Annotated in this window: 19 protein-coding genes and 3 rRNA genes; 5 read left to right on the forward strand and 17 right to left on the reverse strand. The window is 66.7% G+C overall.

Translation table 11 applies throughout. The features are described 5' to 3' along the window. Positions 1 to 29 precede the first annotated feature (29 nt). Positions 30 to 605: a TetR/AcrR family transcriptional regulator gene (locus K3U96_RS13260; RefSeq protein WP_220693294.1), complete on the forward strand. Its 576-nt coding sequence runs from the start codon at positions 30 to 32 to the stop codon at positions 603 to 605. Here K3U96_RS13260 and recN read toward each other — a convergent pair. The 11 genes from recN to K3U96_RS13315 all read right to left on the reverse strand — a co-directional run bounded on the left by recN (position 602) and on the right by K3U96_RS13315 (position 13,769). Further along, the gene (gene recN, locus K3U96_RS13265; protein WP_220693518.1) at positions 602 to 2,365 is read right to left on the reverse strand and encodes a DNA repair protein RecN; all 1,764 of its coding nucleotides are present in this window, start codon (positions 2,363 to 2,365) and stop codon (positions 602 to 604) included. The two genes, K3U96_RS13260 and recN, sit on opposite strands and share 4 nt — an antisense overlap. Next, on the reverse strand, positions 2,365 to 3,276 hold the full coding sequence (locus K3U96_RS13270) for an NAD kinase (RefSeq protein ID WP_220693295.1): 912 nt from the start codon (positions 3,274 to 3,276) through the stop codon (positions 2,365 to 2,367). The genes recN and K3U96_RS13270 overlap by 1 nt, the downstream gene beginning before the upstream one ends. Beyond that, the gene (locus tag K3U96_RS13275; RefSeq protein WP_220693296.1) at positions 3,273 to 4,079 is read right to left on the reverse strand and encodes a TlyA family RNA methyltransferase; all 807 of its coding nucleotides are present in this window, start codon (positions 4,077 to 4,079) and stop codon (positions 3,273 to 3,275) included. Before K3U96_RS13275 ends, K3U96_RS13270 begins: the two co-directional genes overlap by 4 nt. A 6-nt stretch (positions 4,080 to 4,085) precedes the next feature. Further along, entirely contained in the window at positions 4,086 to 4,262 is a 177-nt protein-coding gene (locus tag K3U96_RS13280) for a hypothetical protein (protein WP_165614171.1), read from the reverse strand. A gap of 8 nt (positions 4,263 to 4,270) precedes the next feature. Continuing rightward, positions 4,271 to 5,293 carry an HAD-IIA family hydrolase gene (locus K3U96_RS13285; protein ID WP_220693297.1) on the reverse strand — a complete coding sequence of 341 codons (1,023 nt, stop codon included), beginning with the start codon at positions 5,291 to 5,293 and terminating at the stop codon, positions 4,271 to 4,273. A gap of 1 nt (position 5,294) precedes the next feature. Further along, on the reverse strand, positions 5,295 to 6,086 hold the full coding sequence (locus K3U96_RS13290) for a tetratricopeptide repeat protein (RefSeq protein WP_220693298.1): 792 nt from the start codon (positions 6,084 to 6,086) through the stop codon (positions 5,295 to 5,297). 102 nt (positions 6,087 to 6,188) lie between these two features. Further along, positions 6,189 to 6,303, reverse strand: a 5S ribosomal RNA gene (gene rrf / locus K3U96_RS13295). An 81-nt stretch (positions 6,304 to 6,384) separates the two neighbouring features. Further along, positions 6,385 to 9,516 (reverse strand): 23S ribosomal RNA (locus K3U96_RS13300). A 381-nt stretch (positions 9,517 to 9,897) separates the two neighbouring features. Continuing rightward, positions 9,898 to 11,419: ribosomal RNA gene (locus tag K3U96_RS13305) — 16S ribosomal RNA — on the reverse strand. Together the 16S, 23S and 5S rRNA genes form the textbook arrangement of a ribosomal RNA operon. Positions 11,420 to 11,858: 439 nt before the next feature. Beyond that, positions 11,859 to 13,142 carry a tyrosine--tRNA ligase gene (gene tyrS, locus K3U96_RS13310; protein ID WP_220693299.1) on the reverse strand — a complete coding sequence of 428 codons (1,284 nt, stop codon included), beginning with the start codon at positions 13,140 to 13,142 and terminating at the stop codon, positions 11,859 to 11,861. Positions 13,143 to 13,160: 18 nt separating this feature from the next. Further along, positions 13,161 to 13,769, reverse strand: coding sequence for a DNA-3-methyladenine glycosylase (locus K3U96_RS13315; RefSeq protein ID WP_069406841.1), 609 nt, complete (start codon positions 13,767 to 13,769; stop codon positions 13,161 to 13,163). Between the two features lie 59 nt (positions 13,770 to 13,828). Here K3U96_RS13315 and K3U96_RS13320 point away from each other — a divergent pair, with 59 nt between their 5' ends. The 3 genes from K3U96_RS13320 to K3U96_RS13330 are packed head-to-tail and all read left to right on the forward strand — an operon-like array spanning position 13,829 to position 15,970. Continuing rightward, positions 13,829 to 14,602, forward strand: a complete 774-nt coding sequence (locus tag K3U96_RS13320) for an ABC transporter ATP-binding protein (RefSeq protein WP_220693300.1) — start codon at positions 13,829 to 13,831, stop codon at positions 14,600 to 14,602. Beyond that, positions 14,527 to 15,354: an ABC transporter permease gene (locus K3U96_RS13325; protein ID WP_069403936.1), complete on the forward strand. Its 828-nt coding sequence runs from the start codon at positions 14,527 to 14,529 to the stop codon at positions 15,352 to 15,354. The genes K3U96_RS13320 and K3U96_RS13325 overlap by 76 nt, the downstream gene beginning before the upstream one ends. A 1-nt stretch (position 15,355) precedes the next feature. Next, entirely contained in the window at positions 15,356 to 15,970 is a 615-nt protein-coding gene (locus tag K3U96_RS13330; RefSeq protein WP_220693301.1) for a TetR/AcrR family transcriptional regulator, read from the forward strand. Here the strand turns inward: K3U96_RS13330 and K3U96_RS13335 are convergent. The 3 genes from K3U96_RS13335 to K3U96_RS13345 form a co-directional block, all read right to left on the reverse strand. Further along, entirely contained in the window at positions 15,953 to 16,171 is a 219-nt protein-coding gene (locus tag K3U96_RS13335; protein WP_069403934.1) for a Trm112 family protein, read from the reverse strand. The genes K3U96_RS13330 and K3U96_RS13335 overlap by 18 nt on opposite strands. A 4-nt stretch (positions 16,172 to 16,175) precedes the next feature. After that, positions 16,176 to 16,727: a hypothetical protein gene (locus K3U96_RS13340; protein WP_220693302.1), complete on the reverse strand. Its 552-nt coding sequence runs from the start codon at positions 16,725 to 16,727 to the stop codon at positions 16,176 to 16,178. Between the two features lie 96 nt (positions 16,728 to 16,823). Beyond that, on the reverse strand, positions 16,824 to 19,799 hold the full coding sequence (locus K3U96_RS13345) for an acyl-CoA synthetase (RefSeq protein ID WP_205870946.1): 2,976 nt from the start codon (positions 19,797 to 19,799) through the stop codon (positions 16,824 to 16,826). Positions 19,800 to 19,881: 82 nt separating this feature from the next. On the opposite strand from K3U96_RS13345, the gene K3U96_RS13350 reads away from it, so the two are divergent. After that, positions 19,882 to 21,630 carry an ABC-F family ATP-binding cassette domain-containing protein gene (locus K3U96_RS13350; RefSeq protein ID WP_220693303.1) on the forward strand — a complete coding sequence of 583 codons (1,749 nt, stop codon included), beginning with the start codon at positions 19,882 to 19,884 and terminating at the stop codon, positions 21,628 to 21,630. 120 nt (positions 21,631 to 21,750) lie between these two features. Here the strand turns inward: K3U96_RS13350 and K3U96_RS13355 are convergent, their stop codons facing one another. The 3 genes from K3U96_RS13355 to K3U96_RS13365 all read right to left on the reverse strand — a co-directional run bounded on the left by K3U96_RS13355 (position 21,751) and on the right by K3U96_RS13365 (position 25,356). Further along, positions 21,751 to 22,629 (reverse strand): alpha/beta hydrolase, encoded by an 879-nt coding sequence (locus K3U96_RS13355; RefSeq protein ID WP_220693304.1) that lies wholly within the window; start codon positions 22,627 to 22,629, stop codon positions 21,751 to 21,753. Then, entirely contained in the window at positions 22,626 to 24,038 is a 1,413-nt protein-coding gene (gene argH, locus K3U96_RS13360) for an argininosuccinate lyase (protein WP_069403930.1), read from the reverse strand. Before argH ends, K3U96_RS13355 begins: the two co-directional genes overlap by 4 nt. A gap of 103 nt (positions 24,039 to 24,141) precedes the next feature. Continuing rightward, positions 24,142 to 25,356, reverse strand: a complete 1,215-nt coding sequence (locus tag K3U96_RS13365; protein ID WP_220693305.1) for an argininosuccinate synthase — start codon at positions 25,354 to 25,356, stop codon at positions 24,142 to 24,144.

The following is a 25,356-nucleotide window of genomic DNA, read 5'->3' on the forward strand; positions in this document are numbered from 1 at the left end:
TTGCACCTCCTGAGAGTTACAATACAGAAGTGTCCCAGAAAAGTCAGCCCGATCCGCGTGTCGAACACTCACGTCGAACGATTTTGAGTGCCGCCCTGGACGAGTTCGCCACGGTCGGTCACGCGGGCTTCCGGATGGACTCTGTGGCAGCACGCGCGCGGGTGGGCCGCAGCACGGTCTACCGGCACTGGCGAGACAAACAGGCGTTGATCGCCGATGCGCTGGAGACCCTCAACGTCCAACCGCAACCGGAACGTGAAGCACCCACCGGGACCGCACGCGAGCGGGTCGAGATACTGCTCGGTCATCTTGCCGGTGCGCTGAGCGATTCGGCGGTGTCGGCGTGTATACCCGCACTGGTGCACGCCGCCGAAACCGATCCGGTCGTCCGCGAGTTCTTCCACGGGTACTCGGCACGACGACGGCAGCGCCTGACCGACACGATCGCCTCGGGTGTCGCCGACGGCCAGATCCCGGCGCGCGTCGATGCGGAGGCCGCGTCTGTGGCGCTTTCGGGCGCGTTGTTCTACCGCAGGCTGGCGACCGCGGAACCAGCCGATCCCCGGTTCATCGCCGATCTGATCGACACGGTGCTGGGCTGCTAGTCGTTCGCGTCGCTTTGCGCGGCGTCGAGCAGTTCGCGGGCGTGCGCGCGACCACTGTCGGACTCCCCCAGCCCGGCCAGCATGCGGGCCAGTTCGGCCACCCGGTCCTCGTCGTCGAGGCGGCGCACCACGCTGGCCTTGCTGCGGCCGTTGCCGCTGTCGACCACGAGGTGGACGTCGGCGTAGGCGGCGACCTGCGGTAGATGGGTGACGACGATGACCTGGTGCGTGCGCGCCAGCCGGGCCAGCCGGCGTCCGATCTGCACCGCGGCGCGGCCGCCCACGCCCGCGTCGACCTCGTCGAAAACCATCGTGGTGCCCTCCGCGGAGGCGGCCAGCACGACTTCCAGCGCCAGCATCACGCGGGAGAGTTCGCCGCCGGAGGCGCTCTTGTTCAGCGGCAGCAGATCGGTGCCGCGGTGCGCGGCGAACCCGAACTCGACGGCGTCGACACCGTCCTGTCCGGCATGCACCGCCTCGCCCGACAGCAGGGTCAGCGGCGCGGTGTCGTCGGCCCGTGCCGGCAGCGGGGCCACCGACACCGTGAACTGGGCGCCCGCCATCGCCAGACCCGACAGTTCGGCGGTGACGGCCTTGGACAGCCCCTTGGCCGCCTTGGTCCGCGCCTTGGTGAGATCACCGGCGGCGGCGACGACCCTGGTCTGCAGCTCCCCGACACGGCGGCCCAGTTCGGCCAGCGCCTCCTCGGAGACGTCGAGCTGCACGAGGCGGTCGCGGGCCTCGCGGGCCCACTGCAGCACACCATCAATGTCGGCGGCGTACTTACGGGTCAGCGTGCGCAGTTCGCCCTGCCGGGTCAGCTTGGTTTCCAATGTGCTGGCATCGCTTGGTAATTCGGACAGGAAGCCGCCGAGTTCTGAGGTGACGTCGGTGATGGTGGTGAGGGCTTCGCCGAGCCGGTCGGCCAGGGCGCGCAGCGCGGGGTCGTCGGTGCCTTCCAACCCGGATTTGGCCTGCCCGACGCCGTCGGCGGCCGACGAGGCGTCCTGTGCCGGATCGTCGTCGGGCGCACCCGACAGCGCGGCGCGAGCACTCTGGGCGGCTTCGCGCAGCGCGTCCAACTCGGACAGCCGCCTGATGTCCTCGACCAGCGTCTCGTCCTCGCCGGGTTGCGGTGCGACAGCCTCGATTTCGTCGAGGCCGAACTTCAGCCGGTCGGCTTCCTGCGCCATTTCCCGCGCCCGCTGGGTGCGCTCCACGAGGTCACGGCGCGCCGCCAGCCAGTCGTCGCGCACCGTGCGGTAACGCTTGAGCGGGGTTTCGACGTCGGCGAAGCGATCCAGTGCCGCGCGCTGCTCGTCGGGCCGCATCAGGCGCAGCTGGTCGTTCTGGCCGTGCAGGGTCAGCACTTCGGTGGTGAAGCTGCTCAGCGACTTCGCAGGCACGCTTCGCCCGCCGAGATAGGCGCGCGACGGCCCGTCCCGGCTGACCGAGCGGGCGGCGATGACGCTGCCGTCGTCGTCACGTTCGGCACCCGAGGAATCCAGGATCTCGTCGACGACCGCGGCCACACCGTCGCCCAGTTCGGTTGTGGTGAACCGACCTTCGACGACCGCCCGGTTGGCCCCGGTGCGGACGCGGGTGGCGTCGGCGCGGCCGCCGCCGAGCAGGTGCAGGCCGGTGACCACCATCGTCTTACCGGTGCCGGTCTCGCCGGTCAGCACCGTGAGCCCGCGGTCGAACTCGGCGGTCGCGGTGCTGATGGCGCCCAGTGCCTCGATTCGGATCTCGGATAGCACTACTGTCCGCGCCACCCCGTGACCGGCAACCGGAACTTGCGCACCAGACGATCGGTGAACGGCGCGCTGTCGAGGCGGACCCACTTCACCGGGGTGCCGCAGCGGGTGACCTCGACACGGCCACCGGCGGGCACGACCATTTCGCGGCGGCCGTCGCAGAACACCAGCGCATCGTGCCCGTCACCCTCGATCTCGATCGCGATCGCGGCGTCGGGGCTGGTGACCATCGGCCGTGCGAACAGCGCGTGAGCGTTGTTGGGCACCACCAGGATTGCCTCCAGGTCCGGCCACACGATCGGCCCGCCCGCGGAGAACGCCCACGCCGTGGATCCGGTCGGCGTCGCGACCAACACGCCGTCACAGCCGAAGGACGACACCGGGCGCCCGTCGACCTCGAGCACCGCGCCGAGCACCCCGAGCCGCGGCCCTTTTTCCACGCTGGCCTCGTTGAGGGCCCAGCCGCGGTGCACGATCCTGCCCTCGGCGCGCACGACGACGTCGAGGGTCATGCGTTCTTGCACGCGGTAGTCCCGCTTGATGATGCGCTCCAGGACGTTGTCGATGGAGTCGGCCTCGGCCTCGGCGAGGAATCCGATGCGGCCCAGATTGACGCCCAGCACCGGGATCTCGACGTTGCGGGCCAGCTCGGCACCGCGCAGGAAGGTGCCGTCGCCGCCGAGTACCAGCACCAGCTCGCAACCTTCGGCGGCCCGTTCGTCGGCGTCCACCACTTCGATGCCGATGCCCAGCGCACCCATGTCGTCGGGCACCGGCCCGCGATCGACCGCCTCCGCTGACAGCACGCGCAGCCCGATTCCGTTGTCGCCGAGGATTTTATGTACGCGGCGGGCGACGTCGGTGATGTCCTCGCGGCCGGCGTGTGCCACGAGGAGAACCGCGCGGTCGGTCATTGGGGACCCTCCGTGATCGCGTGCGACACCGCACGTTCGAGCGCTTCGCCCTGCAGGGCGCGGTCGGTGCGGGCTCGCAGATGCAGGAAGTATTCGACGTTTCCGGACGGCCCGGGCAACGGGCTGGCGGTGACGGCGACGGTGTGCCACGCCAGCTCGGCTGCGCGGCGCGCGACGGCGAGCACCGCGTCGGCGCGCAGCTGCGGGTCGGAGACCACTCCGCCCGCGCCGACACGGTCTTTGCCGACCTCGAACTGCGGCTTCACCATCGGAACGATATCCGCGTCGGGCGTCGCACACGACGTCAGCGCAGGCAGCACCGTGGACAGGGAGATGAACGACAGGTCGGCCACCACCAGATCGACGGTGCCGCCGATGGCCTCGGCGGTCAACTCCCGCACGTTGGTGCGTTCCATCACCGTCACGCGCGGATCGCGGCGCAGCGACCAGGCCAGCTGGCCGTAGCCGACGTCGACGGCCACCACTTGGCGGGCGCCCCTGTCGAGCAGGACCTCGGTGAACCCGCCGGTGGAGGCCCCGGCGTCCAGGCACCGCCGGCCATCGACGGTCAGCGCGAAGGCGTCCAACGCCCCGATCAGTTTGTGGGCGCCGCGCGAGACCCAGCTGCGTTCGTCGGCTTCGACGGTGAGGGTGGCGGTGACGGCGACGGCGGTGGCCGGTTTTGCGGCCGGCATCCCGTCGATGCTGACCCGCCCGGCCCCGATCAGCTCGGCCGCCTGCTGGCGGGAGCGGGCCAGCCCACGTCGTACCAGCTCGGCGTCAACACGCGCCCGCCGCGTCACGGACGGTCATCCCTTCTCGACCGATTCGAGCGCCTGAACCAGCAGCTCGTGCGCCTCCTCCAGCCGGGCCGCGAGGGCCTCGATGTCGGCGTCGGCCAGCTCGACACCGTCCTGGGCCGGGTCGGGCAGATCGGCCAGCAGTGCGGCGATCTGGGCGCGAATCTGGTCGGGGTCGGTACTCATGTCGGTACTCACGCTAGTCGATGCGGCGCGGTGAGCAGGGACCACCGCTGCAGCGCCTGCCGTGCCACCTCGTCGCCGGCGGTCACCGTGACGGCGCCGCCGTCCAGATCGGCGGTCCACACGGCGCTGGCGGTGGCCCTGACCACCGACAGCGCATCGACGGGATCGCGTCCGGTGGAGTGAACCACCACCGCGGCGGCGTCGACGTCGACCCGCCACGCCGGGTGCGTGTCGATGCGCAGCGCGTCCGCGCGGGCGTACAGCGAACGCAGGTCGGCGGCCAGGTAGTCGGGTCGCTCCGTTGCTGCCGCGCGCACCACTTCGTCGGCGGTGCTGACGCCGCTGAGCACCATGAGGCTGGGCAGCCGGGCCGCGTTCGCGCCTGCGATATCGGTGTCGAGGCGGTCGCCGACCACCAGCGGGGTGCGAAAGTCACCGCGTGCCAACGCATCGGCGAAGATCGTGGGTTGCGGCTTTCCGGCCACCTGTGGTTCGGCACCTGTCGCCGCGCGCAACGCCGCCACCATCGACCCGTTACCCGGCAGCAGCCCCCGCTCGGACGGCAGGGTCAGATCGACGTTGGCGGCCACCCACAGCGCGCCGCTGCGGATGGCCAGCGCCGCTTCGGCCAACTCCGGCCAACCGGTCTGGGGCGAATGTCCCTGCACCACCGCGACCGGGTCGTCCGACCACTGCCGAACCGGTTTCAAACCGACCCGGCGCACCTCGGCGGCCAACGCGTCGGTGCCGACGACGAGAACCACTGCGCCAGGGCTCAACTGGTCCCCGAGCAGGTTCGCCGCGCTTTGCGCACTGGTCACCACATCGTCGGGTGTCGCCGCGAAACCCAGCGCATCGAGATGTTGAGCGACCTCGGCCGGCTCGCGCGATGCGTTGTTGGTCACGTAAAGGGTGCGGGTGTTCACCGTCGCGAGGGTCTCGACGGCGCCGCTCGTCGGCTCGTGCCCACGGAAAACCGTGCCGTCCAGATCGAGCAGCAGGCAATCGTGTTCCTGGACAAGTACGCTCACGTCAGCTGAGCTCCGTGATGCGCTCTTCGGCGTCGGTGGCACCGTCGACGTCGGCGGCCGCGGCGTTGATGAACCACTGCAGCGCTTCGCTTTCACGGCCGAGCGCGAGCAGGGTCTCGGCGTACACGTAGAACAGCCGGGCCGCGGTTTGGCCGGTGCGCTTGGGGTCCAGTTGCGGCGACGACAGCAGCGCCAGCGCTTGTTCGTGCTGCCCGAGATCAGAGCGTGCGCCGGCCACCACGATGCGCAGTTCGTCGGCGTCGTCGCCGGTCAGCTGCGCGGCTTCCTCGCTGCGGGCCAGTTCGATGGCACGTTCGGGACGGCCGACGCCGCGTTCGCAGTCCGCGATCAGCGGCAGCAGCGTGGATCGGCTTCCCATCCGCCTGGCCGCCCGAAGTTCGGCGAGCGCCTGCGCCCAGTCGCCACAGTGGTATGCGGCGATACCGACGGCTTCCCGTACGGCAGCGATTCGGCCGGCCCTGGTCTTGGCGGCCTTGGCGTGGGCAAGCGCCGCCTGCGGATCGTCGGGCAGATTCTCGCCGGCCGCCACGAGGTGCCGGGCCACCAGATCGGCGGTGGGACGGTCCAAAGTGGTGAGCTCACCGCGGATTTCGGGGGACAGCTGTTTGGCCTCGATGCCCTCGGGAATCGGTGGGCCGGCGTCGCGTGGCGGTTCGCGATCGGGTTTTGGCTGCGAACGACGGGCCCGGTCGGGACCCGACGAGCGCGGTGCCGGATGTCCCGAAAGTCCTCGACGGCGCCCGCCGCTGCCGCCCTGCCTGTCCTGACCCACGTATGCCTTTCTACCGGATGACGCGATGCCAAAAGAATTCGAGGTGCATTCTCGCAAATAGAATTACCCCCCACGCAATTGTGGGGGGTAATCCTAATTTGTGTTCGGCGGTGTCCTACTTTTCCGCCCGTGGTGGGCAGTATCATTGGCGCTGGCAGGCTTAGCTTCCGGGTTCGGGATGGGTCCGGGCGTTTCCCTGTCGCTATGGACCGCCGTAACTTTATTCACTTGTTGTAGTGATGAAACTGTGTTTTTGGTGGTGGGGTGTTTTTGGTGTTTGTGGTGTGGTTGCGAGGTTGTGGGTAAGTTTTCGGCCGGTTAGTGCCAGTTCCCTGCGCCCATTGCTGGGTGTGTAGGTCTGGTCTATTGATCCCGTGTTCTGCGGGGGGCCTTATCCCACTTGATGGGTGAGAAGCCTGGTCTTGGAGGGGGTTTCCCGCTTAGATGCTTTCAGCGGTTATCCTGTCCGAACGTGGCTATCCAGCGGTGCCCCTGGTGGGACAACTGGTGGACCAGAGGTTCGTCCGTCCCGGTCCTCTCGTACTAGGGACAGGTTTCCTCAAGCTTCTGACGCGCGCGGCGGATAGAGACCGAACTGTCTCACGACGTTCTAAACCCAGCTCGCGTGCCGCTTTAATGGGCGAACAGCCCAACCCTTGGGACCTGCTCCAGCCCCAGGATGCGACGAGCCGACATCGAGGTGCCAAACCATCCCGTCGATATGGACTCTTGGGGAAGATCAGCCTGTTATCCCCGGGGTACCTTTTATCCGTTGAGCGACACCCCTTCCACTCGGGGGTGCCGGATCACTAGTCCCGACTTTCGTCCCTGCTTGACATGTTCGTCTCGCAGTCAAGCTCCCTTGTGCACTTACACTCAACACCTGATTGCCGTCCAGGTTGAGGGAACCTTTGGGCGCCTCCGTTACTTTTTAGGAGGCAACCGCCCCAGTTAAACTACCCGCCAGGCACTGTCCCTGAACCGGATAGACGGTTCGAGGTTAGAGGCCCAATACGATCAGAGTGGTATTTCAACAACGACTCCACAATCACTGGCGTGACTGCTTCATAGTCTCCCACCTATCCTACACAAACCGTATCGAGCACCAATACCAAGTTGTAGTGAAGGTCCCGGGGTCTTTTCGTCCTGCCGCGCGTAACGAGCATCTTTACTCGTAATGCAATTTCGCCGAGTCTATGGTTGAGACAGCTGAGAAGTCGTTACGCCATTCGTGCAGGTCGGAACTTACCCGACAAGGAATTTCGCTACCTTAGGATGGTTATAGTTACCACCGCCGTTTACTGGGGCTTAAATTCTCCGCTTCACCCCCGGAAGGGGTTGACGGGTCCTCTTAACCTTCCAGCACCGGGCAGGCGTCAGTCCGTATACATCGTCTTGCGACTTCGCACGGACCTGTGTTTTTAGTAAACAGTCGCTTCTCACTGGTTTGTGCCACCCCTTCCCGCTGCCCACCGCGAGGGTGTTGACGGTAATGGGGTCCCCCTTCTCCCGAAGTTACGGGGGCATTTTGCCGAGTTCCTTAACCATAGTTCACTCGTACGCCTTGGTATTCTCTACCTGACCACCTGTGTTGGTTTGGGGTACGGGCCGTGTATGGACTCGCTAGAGGCTTTTCTCGACAGCATAGGATCACCGAATTCGCCTCACTCGGCTATGCATCACCTCTCAGGATATGTGAAACCCGGATTTGCCTAGGTTTCTCCCTACAGGTTTGCCCCAGTATTACCACTGACTGGTACGGCTGCCTTCCTGCGTCACCCCATCGCTTGACTACTACCCACACGGGTCCCACGCAGCCGGTGACCCCCGCACCCCGAAGGGATTGGTCGGCCACCTTTTGGGTGGTTAGCAGTATGGATTCATCAGGGACGCTCATACACGGGTACGGGAATATCAACCCGTTGTCCATCGACTACGCCTGTCGGCCTCGCCTTCGGTCCCGACTCACCCTGGGCGGACTGGCCTGGCCCAGGAACCCTTGGTCTTCCGGCGGGCAAGGTTCTCACTTGCCTTATCGCTACTCATGCCTGCATTCTCACTCCCACACCCTCCACCACTAGATCACTCTGTGGCTTCACCGGATGCAGGACGCTCCCCTACCCAACACCACCACAACGGTGATGCTGCCGCGGCTTCGGCGGTGTGCTTGAGCCCCGCTACATTATCGGCGCACAATCACTTGACCAGTGAGCTATTACGCACTCTTTCAAGGGTGGCTGCTTCTAAGCCAACCTCCTGGTTGTCTTCGCGACTGCACATCCTTTTCCACTTAGCACACGCTTAGGGGCCTTAGCCGGCGATCTGGGCTGTTTCCCTCTCGACGTACGGAGCTTATCCCCCGCCGTCTCACTGCCACACTCTTGCTTGTCGGCATTCGGAGTTTGGCTGACGTCAGTAACCTAGTAGGGCCCATCGGCCATCCAGTAGCTCTACCTCCAACAAGAAACATGTGACGCTGCACCTAAATGCATTTCGGGGAGAACCAGCTATCACGGAGTTTGATTGGCCTTTCACCCCTACCCACAACTCATCCCCTCAGTCTTCAACCTAAGTGGGTTCGGGCCTCCACGCGGTCTTACCCGCGCTTCACCCTGGCCATGGGTAGATCACTCCGCTTCGGGTCCAGAACACACCACTACACCACACACTATTGTGTGGATACGCCCTATTCAGACTCGCTTTCGCTGCGGCTACCCCACCCGGGTTAACCTCGCGACATGTCCCTGACTCGCAGGCTCATTCTTCAAAAGGCACGCCATCACCCCACAACAAAGTCGAGGGCTCTGACGGATTGTAGGCACACGGTTTCAGGTACTCTTTCACTCCCCTCCCGGGGTACTTTTCACCATTCCCTCACGGTACTAATCCGCTATCGGTCACTAGGAAGTATTCAGGCTTACCGGGTGGTCCCGGCAGATTCACAGCAGATTCCACGGGCCCGCTGCTACTCGGGGATCCTGCGACAGCAGGCAGCATGTTTTCGTCGACGGGGCTCTCACCCTCTACGGCAGACCATCCCAGGCCACTTGAACTAACACACTGCTTTATCACTGCTGCTGTTCACGGCGGTAAACAGAACACAGACCCCACAACACCGCATGCACAACCCCCGCCGGGTATCACATACACACGGTTTAGCCATCCTCCGCTTTCGCTCGCCACTACTCACGGAATCACATGTTGTTTTCTCTTCCTACGGGTACTGAGATGTTTCACTTCCCCGCGTTCCCCCCCAACGCCTATACATTCAGCGCTGGGTGACACGACATCACTCGTGCCGGGTTTCCCCATTCGGACATCCTCGGATCCACGCTCGGTTGGCAGCTCCCCGAGGCATAACGCAGCCTCCCACGTCCTTCATCGGCTCCTAGTGCCAAGGCATCCACCATGCGCCCTTAAACACTTACACACAAAACAGTTAAAAATTCTCGGAAGAATCAAAAATTGCATTACCCAACAAAAGAACCCCACCAGGGCCCTTCTGCCAGATACTCGCAACCACTATCCACAAATCAAACACCACACCCCACCACCAAAGACGGGGCGACAACCAACTCCCTACCCCCGGTTTCCCACAACGGGACAAAGAGATAGCGGGCCTGTTGCCTCAAAGCCCAATAGTGTGTCTGGCAATCCATCACCGGCTCGATCACTCGAAACCCGTACCGGCTCAACGTTTGTCGTGCACCAGACCCCCACCCACTACAGGTGAAGGCCATCCAACGAATCGCCTGAAGTCACCGAACTCCCACACGATGTGGGCGGGCTCAGGTCTCGTGGTGCTCCTTAGAAAGGAGGTGATCCAGCCGCACCTTCCGGTACGGCTACCTTGTTACGACTTCGTCCCAATCGCCGATCCCACCTTCGACGGCTCCCTCCCACAAGGGGTTAGGCCACCGGCTTCGGGTGTTACCGACTTTCATGACGTGACGGGCGGTGTGTACAAGGCCCGGGAACGTATTCACCGCAGCGTTGCTGATCTGCGATTACTAGCGACTCCGACTTCACGGGGTCGAGTTGCAGACCCCGATCCGAACTGAGACCGGCTTTGAAAGGATTCGCTCCACCTCACGGCATCGCAGCCCTTTGTACCGGCCATTGTAGCATGTGTGAAGCCCTGGACATAAGGGGCATGATGACTTGACGTCATCCCCACCTTCCTCCGAGTTGACCCCGGCAGTCTCTCACGAGTCCCCGCCATAACGCGCTGGCAACATGAGACAAGGGTTGCGCTCGTTGCGGGACTTAACCCAACATCTCACGACACGAGCTGACGACAGCCATGCACCACCTGCACACAGGCCACAAGGGAACGCCTATCTCTAGACGCGTCCTGTGCATGTCAAACCCAGGTAAGGTTCTTCGCGTTGCATCGAATTAATCCACATGCTCCGCCGCTTGTGCGGGCCCCCGTCAATTCCTTTGAGTTTTAGCCTTGCGGCCGTACTCCCCAGGCGGGGTACTTAATGCGTTAGCTACGGCACGGATCCCAAGGAAGGAAACCCACACCTAGTACCCACCGTTTACGGCGTGGACTACCAGGGTATCTAATCCTGTTCGCTCCCCACGCTTTCGCTCCTCAGCGTCAGTTACTGCCCAGAGACCCGCCTTCGCCACCGGTGTTCCTCCTGATATCTGCGCATTCCACCGCTACACCAGGAATTCCAGTCTCCCCTGCAGTACTCCAGTCTGCCCGTATCGCCCGCACGCCCACAATTGAGTTGTGAGTTTTCACGGACAACGCGACAAACCACCTACGAGCTCTTTACGCCCAGTAATTCCGGACAACGCTCGCACCCTACGTATTACCGCGGCTGCTGGCACGTAGTTGGCCGGTGCTTCTTCTGTACCTACCGTCACTCACGCTTCGTCGGTACTGAAAGGGGTTTACAACCCGAAGGCCGTCATCCCCCACGCGGCGTCGCTGCATCAGGCTTGCGCCCATTGTGCAATATTCCCCACTGCTGCCTCCCGTAGGAGTCTGGGCCGTATCTCAGTCCCAGTGTGGCCGGACACCCTCTCAGGCCGGCTACCCGTCGTCGCCTTGGTAGGCCATCACCCCACCAACAAGCTGATAGGCCGCGGGCCCATCCCACACCGCAAAAGCTTTCCACCACAAGACATGCATCCCATGGTCCTATTCGGTATTAGACCCAGTTTCCCAGGCTTATCCCAAAGTGCAGGGCAGATCACCCACGTGTTACTCACCCGTTCGCCACTCGAGCACCCCCGAAAGGGCCTTTCCGTTCGACTTGCATGTGTTAAGCACGCCGCCAGCGTTCGTCCTGAGCCAGGATCAAACTCTCCAAACAAAAAACAGTCCAGAGACAATCTGGCAAAACAAAAACCACACCCCAAACGGGAAAAGAGGCGCGGCAAAAAACAACAACAAACAAAAACCACCAAACACACTATTGAGTTCTCAAACAACACACCCGCACGACCGCGCAGTAAGCCCGCGGCCAAAAGCCGCGTACTCGTAGTGCGGACGCTCAGGAACCCACCGAAGTGGGGATTCCCTCTGGGATCCGCCGCGCTCTCCGGGCTGGTGCCCGTGTCGCAGCGACGAATCAACAAGTTACGTGAGGGAATACGTGGAGTCAAATGGGCTGATAGGGCGTGTCTTTCGCTCGTCACCTACCGTGCGCACCACAGGGTGCGTGGACTCACTCGACAGGCTCAACCACAAAGTCGCGGAGGTTATTCCCCGATGCGGTCAGCCTGTCGTCGTGGGCGCGTGCGCCCCGACACTCACCCAACACGCTCCACGCCGGCGAAGTTCCGCTTGCCCCGGCGCAGCACCAGCCACCGACCGTGCAGGAAGTCCGACGACTGCGGTACCCACTCGTCGCTGTCGATGCGGGCGTTGTTGACGTAGGCGCCGCCCTCGGCGACGGTGCGCCGCGCGGCACCCTTGCTCGGCGCCAGCCCGCTGGCCACCAACAGGTCGGTGATCGTGTCGGCGCCGCCGGGCTTCAGGGCGGCGACGGATGCCTCCCGTAGCGCCGCCGCGAGCGTCGGCTCATCCAGCTCCGCCAGGTCAGCCCGGCCGAACAGGGCCTGGCTGGCGTGCTCGACCGAACGGGTCGCCGCCTGCCCGTGCACCAGCGTGGTGAGTTCGCGCGCCAACCGGCGCTGCGCGCCGCGTTCATGCGGGCGGTCGGCCGTCGCCTGCGCCATCTCGGCGAGTTCCTCGGACGTCAGGAACGTGAACCAGCGCAGATAGCGGACCACATCGGCGTCTGCGGTGTTGATGAAGTACTGGTACCAGGCGTACGGGCTCGTCATCGCCGGGTCCAGCCACAGGCTGCCGCCGCCCGTCGACTTTCCGAACTTCTTTCCCTCGGAGTCGGTGACCAACGGCGTCGTCAGCGCGTGCACCGTCGCACCGTCTTTCTGGCGGACCAGCCGTACCCCGGCGATGATGTTTCCCCACTGATCGGACCCGCCGATCTGCAGCGTGCACCCGTACCGGTGATGCAGTTCGACGTAGTCGTTGGCTTGCAGCAGCATGTAGCTGAACTCGGTGTAGGAGATGCCCTCGCCCTCCAGGCGGCGCCGGACCGTGTCGCGGTCGAGCATGACGTTGACCGAGAAGTGCTTACCGATGTCGCGCAGGAACTCGATCGCCGACAGCGGCTCCGTCCACGACAGGTTGTTCTCCACCACCGCGCCGGTGGCCGAGCCGTCGAACTCGACGAACCGCTCAAGCTGGCCGCGGATGCGCTCGGACCACTCCGCCACCGTGTCGGCGGTGTTCAGCGTGCGCTCACCGGCGTCTCGGGGATCGCCGATCAGCCCGGTGGCACCGCCGGCCAGCACGATCGGTCGATGGCCTGCCTGCTGGAACCGCCGCAGGGTCAGAAGCGGAATCAGATGGCCGGCGTGCAGGCTCGGCGCAGTGGGATCGAACCCCGAATAGACGGTGACGGGTCCGCTGGCCAGCTCCGTGGCCAGGGCGTCACGATCGGTGGATTGGGCGATGAGCCCCCGCCACTCGAGCTCGTCGAGGATGGACGTACCCGCAGAAGTCACGGCTTCGATCTTCCCGTACTAATCGCTGTGGCCGGGAGCCGGTGCCCGCGGGCTGCGCCGGTACAGCGACACCTCAGGCCGCCCCGTCAGCCACAGCCGCCACGGCCGGTCGGCGGCCTTGCTCACACCCACCCGCGGGCCTTCGGCCGCCGGATATTCTGCGCCGAACCGCACCTGGATCGCGCTGTTCGGGTCGAACAGGTCAAGTCCGTTGTCGTCCATGGTGATTCCCAACGCGGAGCAGAGGTTGCCGGGCCCGCGGGCCAGGCCGGCGGGAACCACAGCATCGCCACGGCGGCGCTGAGCCACGTCGTGACCGGACTCGACCGTGGCGGCCCGCAGCAGCACCGCGCCCGCGACACCGTCGGTTGCGCAGGCGACGTTGGCGCATACGTGGATGCCGTGGCTGCGATAGGTGTAGAGCCGGCCGGGCGGGCCGAACATCACCCAGTTGCGCGGACCCGGTCCGCGAAACGAATGGGCAGCGGGGTCGGGCCAGGGCCCGTCTGCTGGGCCGCCGTAGGCCTCGACTTCCACGATCATCGCGCTGGTCTCCCGCGCGATCAGCGTCGCCCCGAGTAACCGGCGAGCCGCGGTCAGCGGATCAACGGCCAGCTCAGCGCTCACCCGAAGGATTCTGCCTTCCACCCTTGACAGCGGCCGCGGCGGGGAGGACATTTCAACACATGGTGACTTCATCGCATGGTGAATTTCAGCCGCGCGCGGCGGATCCGGCGATCGACATTCGTGGCCTGCGCGTCATCCGCGGCAAGCGCGTCGCGCTCGACGACGTCACCGTGGCGGTCGCCCGCGGCACCATCACCGGGGTGCTCGGGCCGTCAGGCTGCGGCAAGACCACCTTGATGCGCTGCATCGTCGGCACCCAGATCATCGCGGGCGGAGTCGTCACAGTGCTCGGCCGCCCGGCCGGTTCGGCCGAACTGCGCCACCGCGTCGGCTACGTCACCCAGGACCCGACGATCTACAACGACCTGCGCGTCATCGACAACGCTCACTATTTCGCCGCGCTGTACGGCACCGGATCTGACGCGGCTGAGGAGGCCGTCGCCGCCGTCGGCCTCCAGGACCATCGAACAGCGCTGTGCGCCAACCTCTCCGGCGGCCAGCGCACCCGCGCGTCGTTGGCCTGTGCCATGGTCTCGCGTCCCGATCTGCTCGTGCTCGACGAACCCACCGTCGGGCTCGACCCGGTGCTGCGGGTCGATCTGTGGGAGCAGTTCGGCCGCCTCGCCAAGCGCGGCACGACGCTGCTGGTGTCGAGCCACGTGATGGACGAGGCCGACCATTGCGGCGACCTGCTGCTGATGCGGGACGGCCGGATGCTGGCCCAGACCACCCCGACGAAGCTACGAGAGGACACCGGATGTCAGTCACTGGAGGCGGCGTTTCTGTCCGTCATCAGGCGCAGCACCGCAGCCGCCAGCGCCGCGGCCGGCTGAACCCGCAGGCCTATCTGGCCACGACGACCCGGATCCTGCGTCAGCTCAGCGCCGATCACCGCAGCGTCGCGATGATCCTGGTGGTGCCGATCGTGGTCATCACGCTGATGTACTTCATGTTCGACGATGTGCCGACCGTCCCCGGCGCGACGTCGGGGTTCAACAACGCATGCCTGATCCTGCTCGGGCTGTTCCCGCTGTTCGTGATGTTCGTCATCACGTCGATCACGATGCAGCGCGAACGGGCGTCGGGAACGCTGGAACGTATCCTCACCACCCCGCTGCGGCGGCTGGACCTGCTGGGCGCATACGGCACCGCGTTTTCGATTGCGGCCGCCATCCAGGCGACGCTGGCCTGCATCGTCGCGTTCTGGCTGCTCGGCTTCCAAACCGCGGCCAGCCCGGCCTGGGTGTTCGCGATCGCGATCGTCAACGCGGTGCTCGGCGTCGGGCTGGGGTTGCTGTGCAGCGCGTTCGCCCGTACCGAGTTCCAGGCCGTGCAGTTCATCCCGTTGGTGATGGTTCCGCAGCTGCTGCTGGCCGGGATCATCGTGCCTCGGGGGACAATGCCGGAGTGGTTGCAGTGGATCAGCAATGTCATGCCCGCCAGCTATGCGCTGGAGGCGCTGCGGGAGGTCGGCGCGAACCCGCAGCTGACGGCGGTCGCGTTGCGCGACATCGCGGTCGTCATCGGGTGCGCGGTGGTGGCGCTGTGCCTGGCGGCGGCCACCTTGCGACGACGGACGCCCTGAGTTGACCGCCGAGGCAGAGCGCAAACGTCCCGGCCGGCCACCGGGGGCGTCAGACACCCGCGAGCGAATCCTGACCAGCGCGCGGGACCTGTTTGCGCGCAACGGGTTCGACAAGACGTCCATACGCGCGATTGCGGCAGGCGCCGGTGTCGACCCGGCGCTCGTGCACCACTATTTCGGCACCAAGACCCAGCTGTTCGGAGCGGCGATCCAGATCCCGGTCGATCCGATGACGGTGATCGGCCCGCTGCGCGAGGTCCCCCTCGACCAGATCGGACGCACCCTGCCGTCGTTGGTGTTGCCGCTGTGGGATTCGGAGCTGGGCAAGGGGTTCATCGCGACGCTGCGTTCCACCCTGGCCGGCGGCGACGTCACCCTGTTCCGCTCGTTTCTGCAGGAAGTCATTGTGGCCGAGGTCGGTTCGCGCGTGGACGATCCACCGGGCAGCGGACGGGTCCGTGTGCAGTTCGTGGCCAGCCAGTTGGTGGGCGTGGTGATGGCCCGCTACATCCTCGAGTTGGAGCCGTTCAAGTCGTTGCCGGTGGAGCGGATCGTCGACACCATCGCGCCGACCCTGCAGCGCTACCTCACCGGCGAGTTACCCGGGCTGTCCTGACGCCCGATCCAGCATGCGCTGGTGTTCGGCATCGTCCTCGACGCTGACCGCCTCGTCGACCAGCAGCACGGGAATGCCGTCGTCGATGCGGTACGCGCGCCGAAGCCGCGGGTTGTACAGAAACTCGTTGTCCACCAACAGAAGTGGCCCGCGGTCCTGAGGGCAGACCAGGATGTCCAGCAGCTTTTCGTCGAGTGCCACGACGCTAACCGATCGGCACGGACATGCCGGGGATGACGGGCACCGGACCGGCGACCGGACCCCGCTGCGAGGCCGTCATGGCGGCCTGGGCCTGCAACTTGCGCTGGTAGGCGATCGTGTTCTTCAGCGCCTCCACCAGCGGGGTCTGATTGGGCCGGTACTCGAGTGCATTCGCGAGCGCCTCGGCGTTCGCGTTGGACGGCCGGAAACCCTGCCTGCGCAGCTTCACCGCGTCGTCGATGAGCTTGGAAACCTGGCCTCCGCCGTCACCCTGGGCGTACTCGGTGTAGATCTGCGAGAGCACCGCGTCGGCCGATACCTTCGCCGGTTCGGGTTCACCCCGGGAGCAGTCGTCGCCGGTACACGAGCGCGGCTCGTCCTGGGCCGCCGGCGTGGGGGTCTCGGCGGCGACCGTCGGTTCGGTGGTCGGCTCGGTGGGCTGGGCCGCTGCCGTTCCGATACCCGCCAACAGGCCCGCGACCATTGCGCCACCGGCCACTGCTGTGACGAGAACGCGACGCCAGAGGTCGCGATCTGAACCGGCCTGCGATGTCATCAATCCTCCAGTGCGGTGGCGCGACTGCCCGACCCGGCGACGGCGTGCCGCCAAGCGGGAGCCTAACAGCGCGCCGGTGTTCCGGCACTTCTGTCGTTACTGCCCGTCGGCGATCTCCGCGCGCATCGCGACGGTCAACCGCTTGTACCGATTGGTATCGGCATCCAGGTACCAGGCGTTACGCGCCGCTTTCGGGATGCCTTGGGCCCGCAGCTTGCTGACCAGCGGCCTATACGACGCCGACAGCGCCATCCTGGAGACCACGTACACGATGTCGGGCGGATTGCCGACCGGCAGATCCGCCAGCGCCTCGGACAGATCCGCCGACGGAATGCTGCCACCGGGCCGCAGTTGCAGCGCCGTGACGGCCAACTGTTCGCCGTTGACCGGCACGTCGTAGGTCACCGCGAGGTCCACCGCGTCGAGCCGGCTGACCGCGTCGTCGACGGATGAGGCGTAGACGATGCCGCGCGCGGTGAAGATGAGGGTGCCGCGGTTGTCGACCTGCCAGTAGTCGCCGTCCTCGTCGCGGCGGAACAGAAACTCCGTCGACACCCAGGTGTCGGCGGGTGCGAACACGCCGCGTTTGATCGACGCCGTCGGGTCGATGGGGCCGCGCGGATGGGCGAGCAGCACGCCGACCTCGTTGGTCTCGGCCTTGCGCACGAAGCCACGCTCGTCTTCGAGGATCAGGTTGTCCTCGGGGTCGAAGGCGGCCAGCTCGATCTCGCCGCCGCCGGGCAGCGGCCGGCCCTTGCTGCCGATCTTGGCACCGGAGACGTTGGCCAGCACCGCCTGCCCGTCGGTGGTGGCGAAGAACTCCACCACCCGGGCCGGGGCGAACACGTCGACGACGCGTTTCCACAGCCCGGTGGGCATACCCGAGCCGATGAACAGCCGCACGGGGTGGCTGCCCGTCAGCGAGAACGCCGGATCGTCGATGACGTCGCGCAGCATCGCCCACGTGTAGGTCACCACGGTCACGCCGTACTGGCGGATCTCCTGCACGAACCGGTCCGGGCGCAGGCCACGCGACAGCGCGATACGTGAGCCGCCGACGACCGCCCCCCCGAGCGCGACCAACAGCCCGGACTGGTGATGCAGCGGGGTCAGGCAGTAGACGGTGTCGCCGCGGCCCAGGTTGGCCGCCGACGCGGTGCCGAACGCGGACAGCGCCCACCGGTAGTTGGTGATCTGGCGGGCGATGAGTTCGCCGTTGATCGAGCTGAACCCGATGAACGCCAGGTCGCGGGCCAGGCCGGGGTTGGGCCGGTACCAGCCGGGCAGGTCGACCACGTCGGGGTCGATCTTCTCCATATCCACAACATGCGCGACGTCCCCAGATTCAGGCAGGTCGAGGTTGCGCGCCTCGCCACCGCCCAGCACCAGCACCCGCATGTCGAGCTCGCGGGCGGCATCCAGGTTGCTCGGGTCGGCGATGATCTCCGTCACCGCGCCCAGCCGGGCCGCGGTGGGCAGGTCCGCGTCAGGCGGCATCAGCACCGCGACCGCGCCCAGCCGCGACAGCGCGGCGATCGCGACCAGGGCGCTGGGGCGGGTCTCCATCAGCACCCCGACCCGGGCGCCCTGGCGCACCCCGACGTTGATCAGGCCGCGCACCACGTTGTTGATGCGGCGGTCCACCGCCTCGTAGGTGTGCACGCGGCCGTCGAACAGCAGGGCTTCCCCGTGGGGTGCGTCGCGGGCCTGCTCGGACATGATGCGGCCGAACGAGATCCGGGTGTGGTCGTTGATCTGGCCGAGCCGGGTCAGCCGGGGCAGGGTGCGCGCGGTCTCCACGGCCAGTGTGCGGGCCGACTTGTTGGCGGAGACGAGCGCTTCGGCCGCCGACCGGGCCAGGCTGAAGACCATCTCGGTGGCGGCCGCGGTGCCGTGCGCCACCCGCGAGCTCAGCGAAACCCCGCTCTCGTTGTGTTCCTCGGGCTGCAACGCCATCGGCGTGACACCGTCGGGCAACTCGCCGACGCCCTCGATCCACCGGACCCATTGCGCGACGGCCGGCCAGGTCTGGCCGGCCGCCTTGGAACCGACGACCAGCCCGAAATGTCCTGCCCGGATGAGGAATTCGTAGACATCGGCTTTGGGTGCGGCGCGTTTGATGCCGCGCACCGAAGCGGGTTGGCCGATGTCGTCGACCTCGCCGACGACCGCCAGCACCGGGCAGTCGATGTCGGACAGCGTCACCAGGTCACCGTGGATGGAGAAGCCGCCGCTCATCATCCGGTTGTGGGCGATGAACTGCTTGAGCAGTTCGGCGATCGCCGGGCCGGACCAGGCGATCCAGCCTTCGGAGGCCAAAAAGCGGCGTTGCTGTTCGCGTGGCAGCAGCGCTTCGCGGTCGTGCAGTTGGCGCAGGAAGTCCAGCCGCGACTGCGCGGTCTTGATCGGGTCGAGCATCTGAAAGCCGGTGCGGGCCAGCCAGCCCGGGATGTCGATGCGGCTGAACACGTGGTCGGCCATGAAGTCGGCGGCCGCGGGCGCCAGGCTCGGCGGCAGGTTCATCGGCAGGCCGGCGAGCGTGTCGACCGGTGAGCCGAACGCGATGATGCTCGCGAGATCCTTCGACCGGCGGTAGGCCGCGGTCTGGTAGGCGAACATGCCGCCCTGCGAGTAGCCGGCCAGGTGGACGTCGCGCCCGGTCACTTCCTTGACGGTGTCGATGGCCTCGCTCAGCGCGACGACGTGGTCGGCCAGGTTGCGGTCCATCCCGCCCTCGACCTTGTCCGGTGAGCCGAAGTCGATCACCCAGGGATCCAGCCCCGCCCGGTGCAGGATGCCGACGGCGCCGTCGTCGCGGGTGACGTCCCACATGTCGGCCGACATCATCATCGGATGCACCATCAGGACCGGTGGGCCCGGCGGCTTTGCTCCGGGCCGGGCGTCCGGCGGAAAGTAGCGTCGCAGCCGGTACATCGGAACGCTTTGGATGATCTGGAACGGGGAGGGCACCGCACCCGTCTCCAGCCCGCCGTACCGCAGCACTTCCAGGCCGTTCTGCGCGGTGGCCACCAGCCGCCCGACCGGCTTGGTTATCGCGGACAGGTCCACCACGCCCCACTCCCCTTTTTTGCGATGTCAGTAGCCCGACTACCGACGACCATCATGGCACGGGGCCGACCTATCATCGCGGCTGATGCCGAACATGATCAACGTCGAGCGCGCCACCGTCGCCTATGGCACCCGCACCTTGCTGGACGGGGTCAGCCTGGGCATCGACGAAGGCGACGCCATCGGCGTCGTCGGCCGCAACGGCGACGGTAAGACGACGTTGCTGCAGGTGCTCACGTTGGCGCGGGAACCCGACTCGGGGCGCGTCACGCACACGTCGGGTCTGTCGGTGGGTTACCTGCGCCAGGGCGACGACTTCGCGGGCACCACCGTGCGCGACGTCATCGTCGGCGGGCGGCCCGACCACGTGTGGGCGGCCGAACCGCACACCCGCGATGTCGTCACCCACCTGCTGTCGGGCGTCGCGCTGGAAAGCGAGGTCGCCCGGCTCTCCGGTGGTGAGCGGCGCCGGGTCGCGTTGGCGGAGGTGTTGATCGCCGGGCACGACGTGCTGGTGCTCGACGAGCCGACCAACCACCTCGACGTCGAGGTGATCGAGTGGCTGGCCGGACATCTCAACGCGCGGCGCGCCAAGGCGCTCGTGGTGGTCAGCCACGACCGGTGGTTTCTGGACGCCGTGTGCACCCGAACATGGGAAGTGCACGACGGCACCGTGGACGCCTACGACGGTGGCTACGCCGCGTACGTGCTGGCCCGCGCCGAGCGGATGCGCCTGGCCGCGGGCGTGGAGGCACGTCGGCAGAACCTGATGCGCAAGGAGCTGGCGTGGCTGCGGCGTGGCCCGCCCGCGCGGACATCGAAGCCCAAGTTCCGCATCCAGGCGGCCAACGAGTTGATCGCCAACGAGCCACCGCCGCGGGATTCCCTTGTGCTGCAACGCTTCGCCACCACCCGGCTGGGCAAGGACGTCTTCGATCTGCACCGGGTGCGCCTGGAGGTCGGCCCGCACGTGATCCTGGACGGCATCGACTGGTCCATCGGGCCCGGGGTGCGGATCGGGCTGGTCGGGGTGAACGGCACCGGCAAGACGTCGGTGCTGCGGCTGCTGGCCGGGCAACTGCAGCCGACGGCGGGCACCATCAAACGCGGCGCCACGCTGGAGATCGGTTATCTCAGCCAGGCCCTGGCCGATATCGACGGCGCCGAGCGGGTGATCGACGCGGTCGAAAACCGCCGCCGGGTCGCCGAGTTGGCCGGTGGCCGGGAGATCAGCGCCGACACGCTGCTGCGCGACTTCGGGTTCACCGGCGACAAGCTGACCGCGCGGGTGGCCGAACTCTCCGGTGGGGAGAAGCGCCGGCTGCAGTTCCTGCGGCTGCTGCTCGACGAGCCCAACGTGCTGCTGCTCGACGAGCCGACCAACGATCTCGACATCGACACGTTGACCGTGATCGAGGACTACCTCGACGGGTGGCCCGGCACGTTGATCGTCGTCACCCACGACAGGTATTTCCTCGAGCGCGTCAGCGACGTCACGTACGCGTTGACCGGCGGGGGCCGCTGTGACCTGCTGCCCGGCGGCATCGAGCAGTATCTCGCCGACCGGGCGACCGCGCCGAGCGCACCCGCGGATCGTCCGGAGCCCGCGCGCGGTGAGTCCGCGGCGGCCCGCGAACGCCGCACGGGCAAGGAGATGGCCCGCATCGAGAACCAACTCGAAAAGCTCGACGTCCGCATCGAGCGTTTGCATGTGGCGATGGCCGAGGCGGCCGCCGACCATGTGCGCGTCGGCGAGCTCAACACCGAACTGCAGGACTTGTTGGAGCGCAAACACTCCCTGGAAGAGGCCTGGCTGACCGCCGCCGAGGAGTGACCCGCGCCCGCCGCCACCACCACATGTCGGCCACTGCTACCACCGGCGAACAGCGCGCCGCCCCGCAGACCGGGGCCGCGGCGCCGGCCGCCTGGAAGTCGGCATCTGCAACGACGACGACTAGGGGTCGAGCACCCGCGACAGGAACGCGAGCTGGTCGGCGAGCACCTCACGGCGCACGTCGTCGCGGTAGAAGTCGAAGTGCGCATGGGGGTACGTGCGCAGTTCACCATGGGGTGCGAGCGCGGCCAGTTGCGCGGCGTCGGATTCCTGGGTTTCCTTGTCGTGCTTGCCGATGCAGACCAGTACCGGCGCTTGCACGAACCGGGCGTGATCGCCGGGCTTGTAGCGCCACATGTCCAGCAACGACCGCGGCGCCACCTCGTTGCGCCAGGTCGCGCTCGTCATCTCGTCGATGGTCTGCTGCGCCTCCGGGCTCGCCATGACGGCGAGCTCACCGGGTATCCCGACCTGCTTGATGTAGGACGGCGACACGTGCAGCGCCCCGCGGACGGCGTCGCAGACCATGACCGTGAGTAACCGCAGAGTCGTTGCCGTCGAACGCCCCTGGACCTTCTTCGGGAAACCGTTGTAGGGGATCTGGGCGATCACCGCGGCGATGCGCGGATCACGTGCCGCTGCCGTGACCACATGTCCCCCACCCAGCGATGTCCCCCACAGCACGACGCGGTCCCCGTCGCCGCCCTGGTGCCGACGGGCGCAGGCCACCGCGGCGGCGATGTCGTCGAGCTGGCCCGCGATATCGACCAGTTGGCGTGGCAAACCGGAACTTTCACCGAGCCGGCGGTAGTCGAAAGTCAGGACGAGATAACCGGCGGCGGCGAAGTCGCGGGCGTTCGCGGTGAACGCCGGGGTGTCCTGGGTACCGCCGAAACCCTGGCACATCACGATGCAGGCGCGCGGGTCGGCGGCGTGCTCACCGTAAAGGTAACCGACGCATACCTCCCCGCCGGACTCGAAGGTGATCCGCGCGGTCATCTGCCCAACCGCAGCCGCAGCCGATCAGCGGTTTCGCGCACCACGTCGAGTTGTTTGGCCACCTGCACCGGCGCCGTCCCGCCGCGGGCGTCGCGGGAGCGCACCGAGCCGTCGATGGTGAGTACCTCGCGGACCTGCGGCGTCAGCTGCGGATGGATCGCCGCGAACTCGGTGTCGTCGAGGTCTTCCAGCCCGACGCCGCGTGCCTCGGCGGCCTGCACCGCGGCCCCGGCGGCTTCGTGCGCCACCCGGAACGGGACCCCTTTGCGGACAAGCCATTCCGCGACGTCGGTGGCCAGGGTGTAACCGAGCGGGGCGAGTTCGGCCATCCGGTCGACGTCGAAGCGCAGGGTGGCCACCATGCCTGCCATCGCGGGCAACAGCAGTTCCAGTTGCGCCACGGAGTCGATCACCGGCTCTTTGTCCTCCTGAAGGTCACGGTTGTAGGCCAGCGGTTGGGCTTTGAGCGTGGCGAGCAGGCCGGTGAGGTTGCCGATCAGCCTGCCGGATTTGCCGCGCGCCAACTCGGCGATGTCGGGGTTCTTCTTCTGTGGCATGATCGAACTGCCCGTCGACCAGGAGTCGTGCAGGGCGACGTAGCCGAATTCGGTTGTGCTCCAGAGGATGACGTCTTCTGCGAGCCGCGACAGGTCGACGGCGATCATGCTCAGTACGAACGCGGCCTCGGCGGCGAAGTCGCGGGCGGCGGTCGCATCGATCGAGTTGTCGGCCGCCGCGTCGAACCCGAGGTCCGCGGCGACGGCGTCGGGGTCCAGGCCCAGCGACGAACCCGCCAGCGCGCCGGACCCGTACGGCGACACCGCCGTGCGCTTGTCGAAGTCGGCGAGCCGGTCGACGTCGCGCAGCAGCGGGTGGGCGTGCGCGAGCAGGTGGTGCGCCAGCAGGACCGGCTGAGCGGACTGCAGATGTGTCTTGCCGGGCATGATCGCGCCCGGATGGGCCGCGGCCTGGGTGGCCAACGCGTCGACGACGCCGAGCACACCGTCGGCCACCCGCCGGACCGCGTCGCGCAGCCACATCCGAAACAGGGTGGCCACCTGATCGTTTCGTGACCGGCCCGCGCGCAACCGACCGCCGAGCTCTGCGCCGACCCGGTCGATCAGGCCGCGTTCGAGCGCGCCGTGCACGTCCTCATCGGTGGGCAGCGGCAGAAAGCTGCCGTCGGCCACATCGGCGGCCAGGTTGTCCAGCCCGGTCAGCAGCCCGTCGCGCTGCTCGGCGGTCAGCAGGTCCGCGTGAAACAGCACCTGCACGTGGGCCTTGGAGGCCCGGATGTCGTAGGGCGCGAGCACCCAGTCGAAATGCGTGGACTTGCTCAGCGCCGCCAGCGCGTCCGACGGACCGTCGGCGAACCGGCCGCCCCACAGCGAGCCCTCGTTGGTGCTCACTCGACGGCTCGCGAGCGTGCGGAAACTCTCGATTTTGCGCGGCGTGTCGCCCTCAGACACGCACGTCCCCAGCTTGCGCGTGGGCCCACGCGCGGATGGTGAGTCATTGGATGCCGAGGTCCCGGCGCGCGGCGATGCTCGATGACAGCCCGTGGATCTGGACGAAACCCCTGGCCGCGGACTGGTCGAAGGTGTCGCCCTCGTCGTAGGTGGCGAGGTTGAAGTCGTACAGCGACTCGGCGCTGCGGCGGCCGTTGACCGCGATGTGCCCGCCGTGCAACACCATCCGGATCTCCCCGGACACCCGCTGCTGGGTGTCGGCGACGAACGCCTCCAGCGCGTTCTTCAGCGGCGAGTACCACAGCCCGTCGTACACCAGCTCACCCCACTTGCGGTCCGTGGTGCGCTTGAACCGGCCGAGTTCGCGTTCCAGCGTCACGTGTTCGAGTTCGGTGTGCGCGGTGATGAGCACCATCGCCCCCGGCGCCTCGTAGATCTCGCGGCTCTTGATGCCGACCAACCGGTCCTCGACGACGTCGAGCCGGCCGACCCCCTGCTCACCGGCGCGACGGTTGAGCTCCTCGATGGCCTGCAGCACGCTCACCGGCCTGCCGTCGATGGACACCGGCACACCGCGTTCGAACCCGACGATCACCTCGTCGGGGGTGCTCCAGTTGACGGTCGGGTCCTCGGTGTACTCGTAGACGTCCTTGGTCGGCGCGTTCCACAGATGTTCGAGAAACCCGGTCTCCACGGCCCGGCCCCACACGTTCTGGTCGATGGAGAACGGCGACCGCTTGGTGACGTTGATCGGAATCGCGTTCTCCTCGGCGAACGCGATGGCCTTCTCGCGGGTCCAGGCATAATCGCGGACCGGGGCCAGCACCTCCAGATCCGGTGCCAGCGAGGCGAATCCGACCTCGAACCGAACCTGGTCGTTGCCTTTTCCTGTGCACCCGTGGGCGACGATGCCGCCGCCGTGCTCGCGTGCCGCGGCCACCAGGTGCTTGACGATCAACGGCCGGCTCAGCGCCGACACCAGCGGATAACGGTCCATGTAGAGCGCATTGGACTGGATGGCGGGCAGGCAGTACTGCTCGGCGAATTCGTCCCGGGCGTCGATGACGACGGCCTCGACCGCACCGCAATCGATGGCCCGTTGCCGGACCAGCTCCATGTCTTCACCGCCCTGGCCGAGGTCGATCGCGACGGCGACCACCTCACGGCCGGTCTCCTTGCCGATCCAGCTGATCGCCACCGAGGTGTCCAGACCACCGGAATACGCCAGGATGACGCGCTCGGGCCCCGGTTGTGGCAT

This window comes from Mycolicibacterium holsaticum DSM 44478 = JCM 12374 (assembly GCF_019645835.1).
Taxonomy (GTDB): domain Bacteria; phylum Actinomycetota; class Actinomycetes; order Mycobacteriales; family Mycobacteriaceae; genus Mycobacterium; species Mycobacterium holsaticum.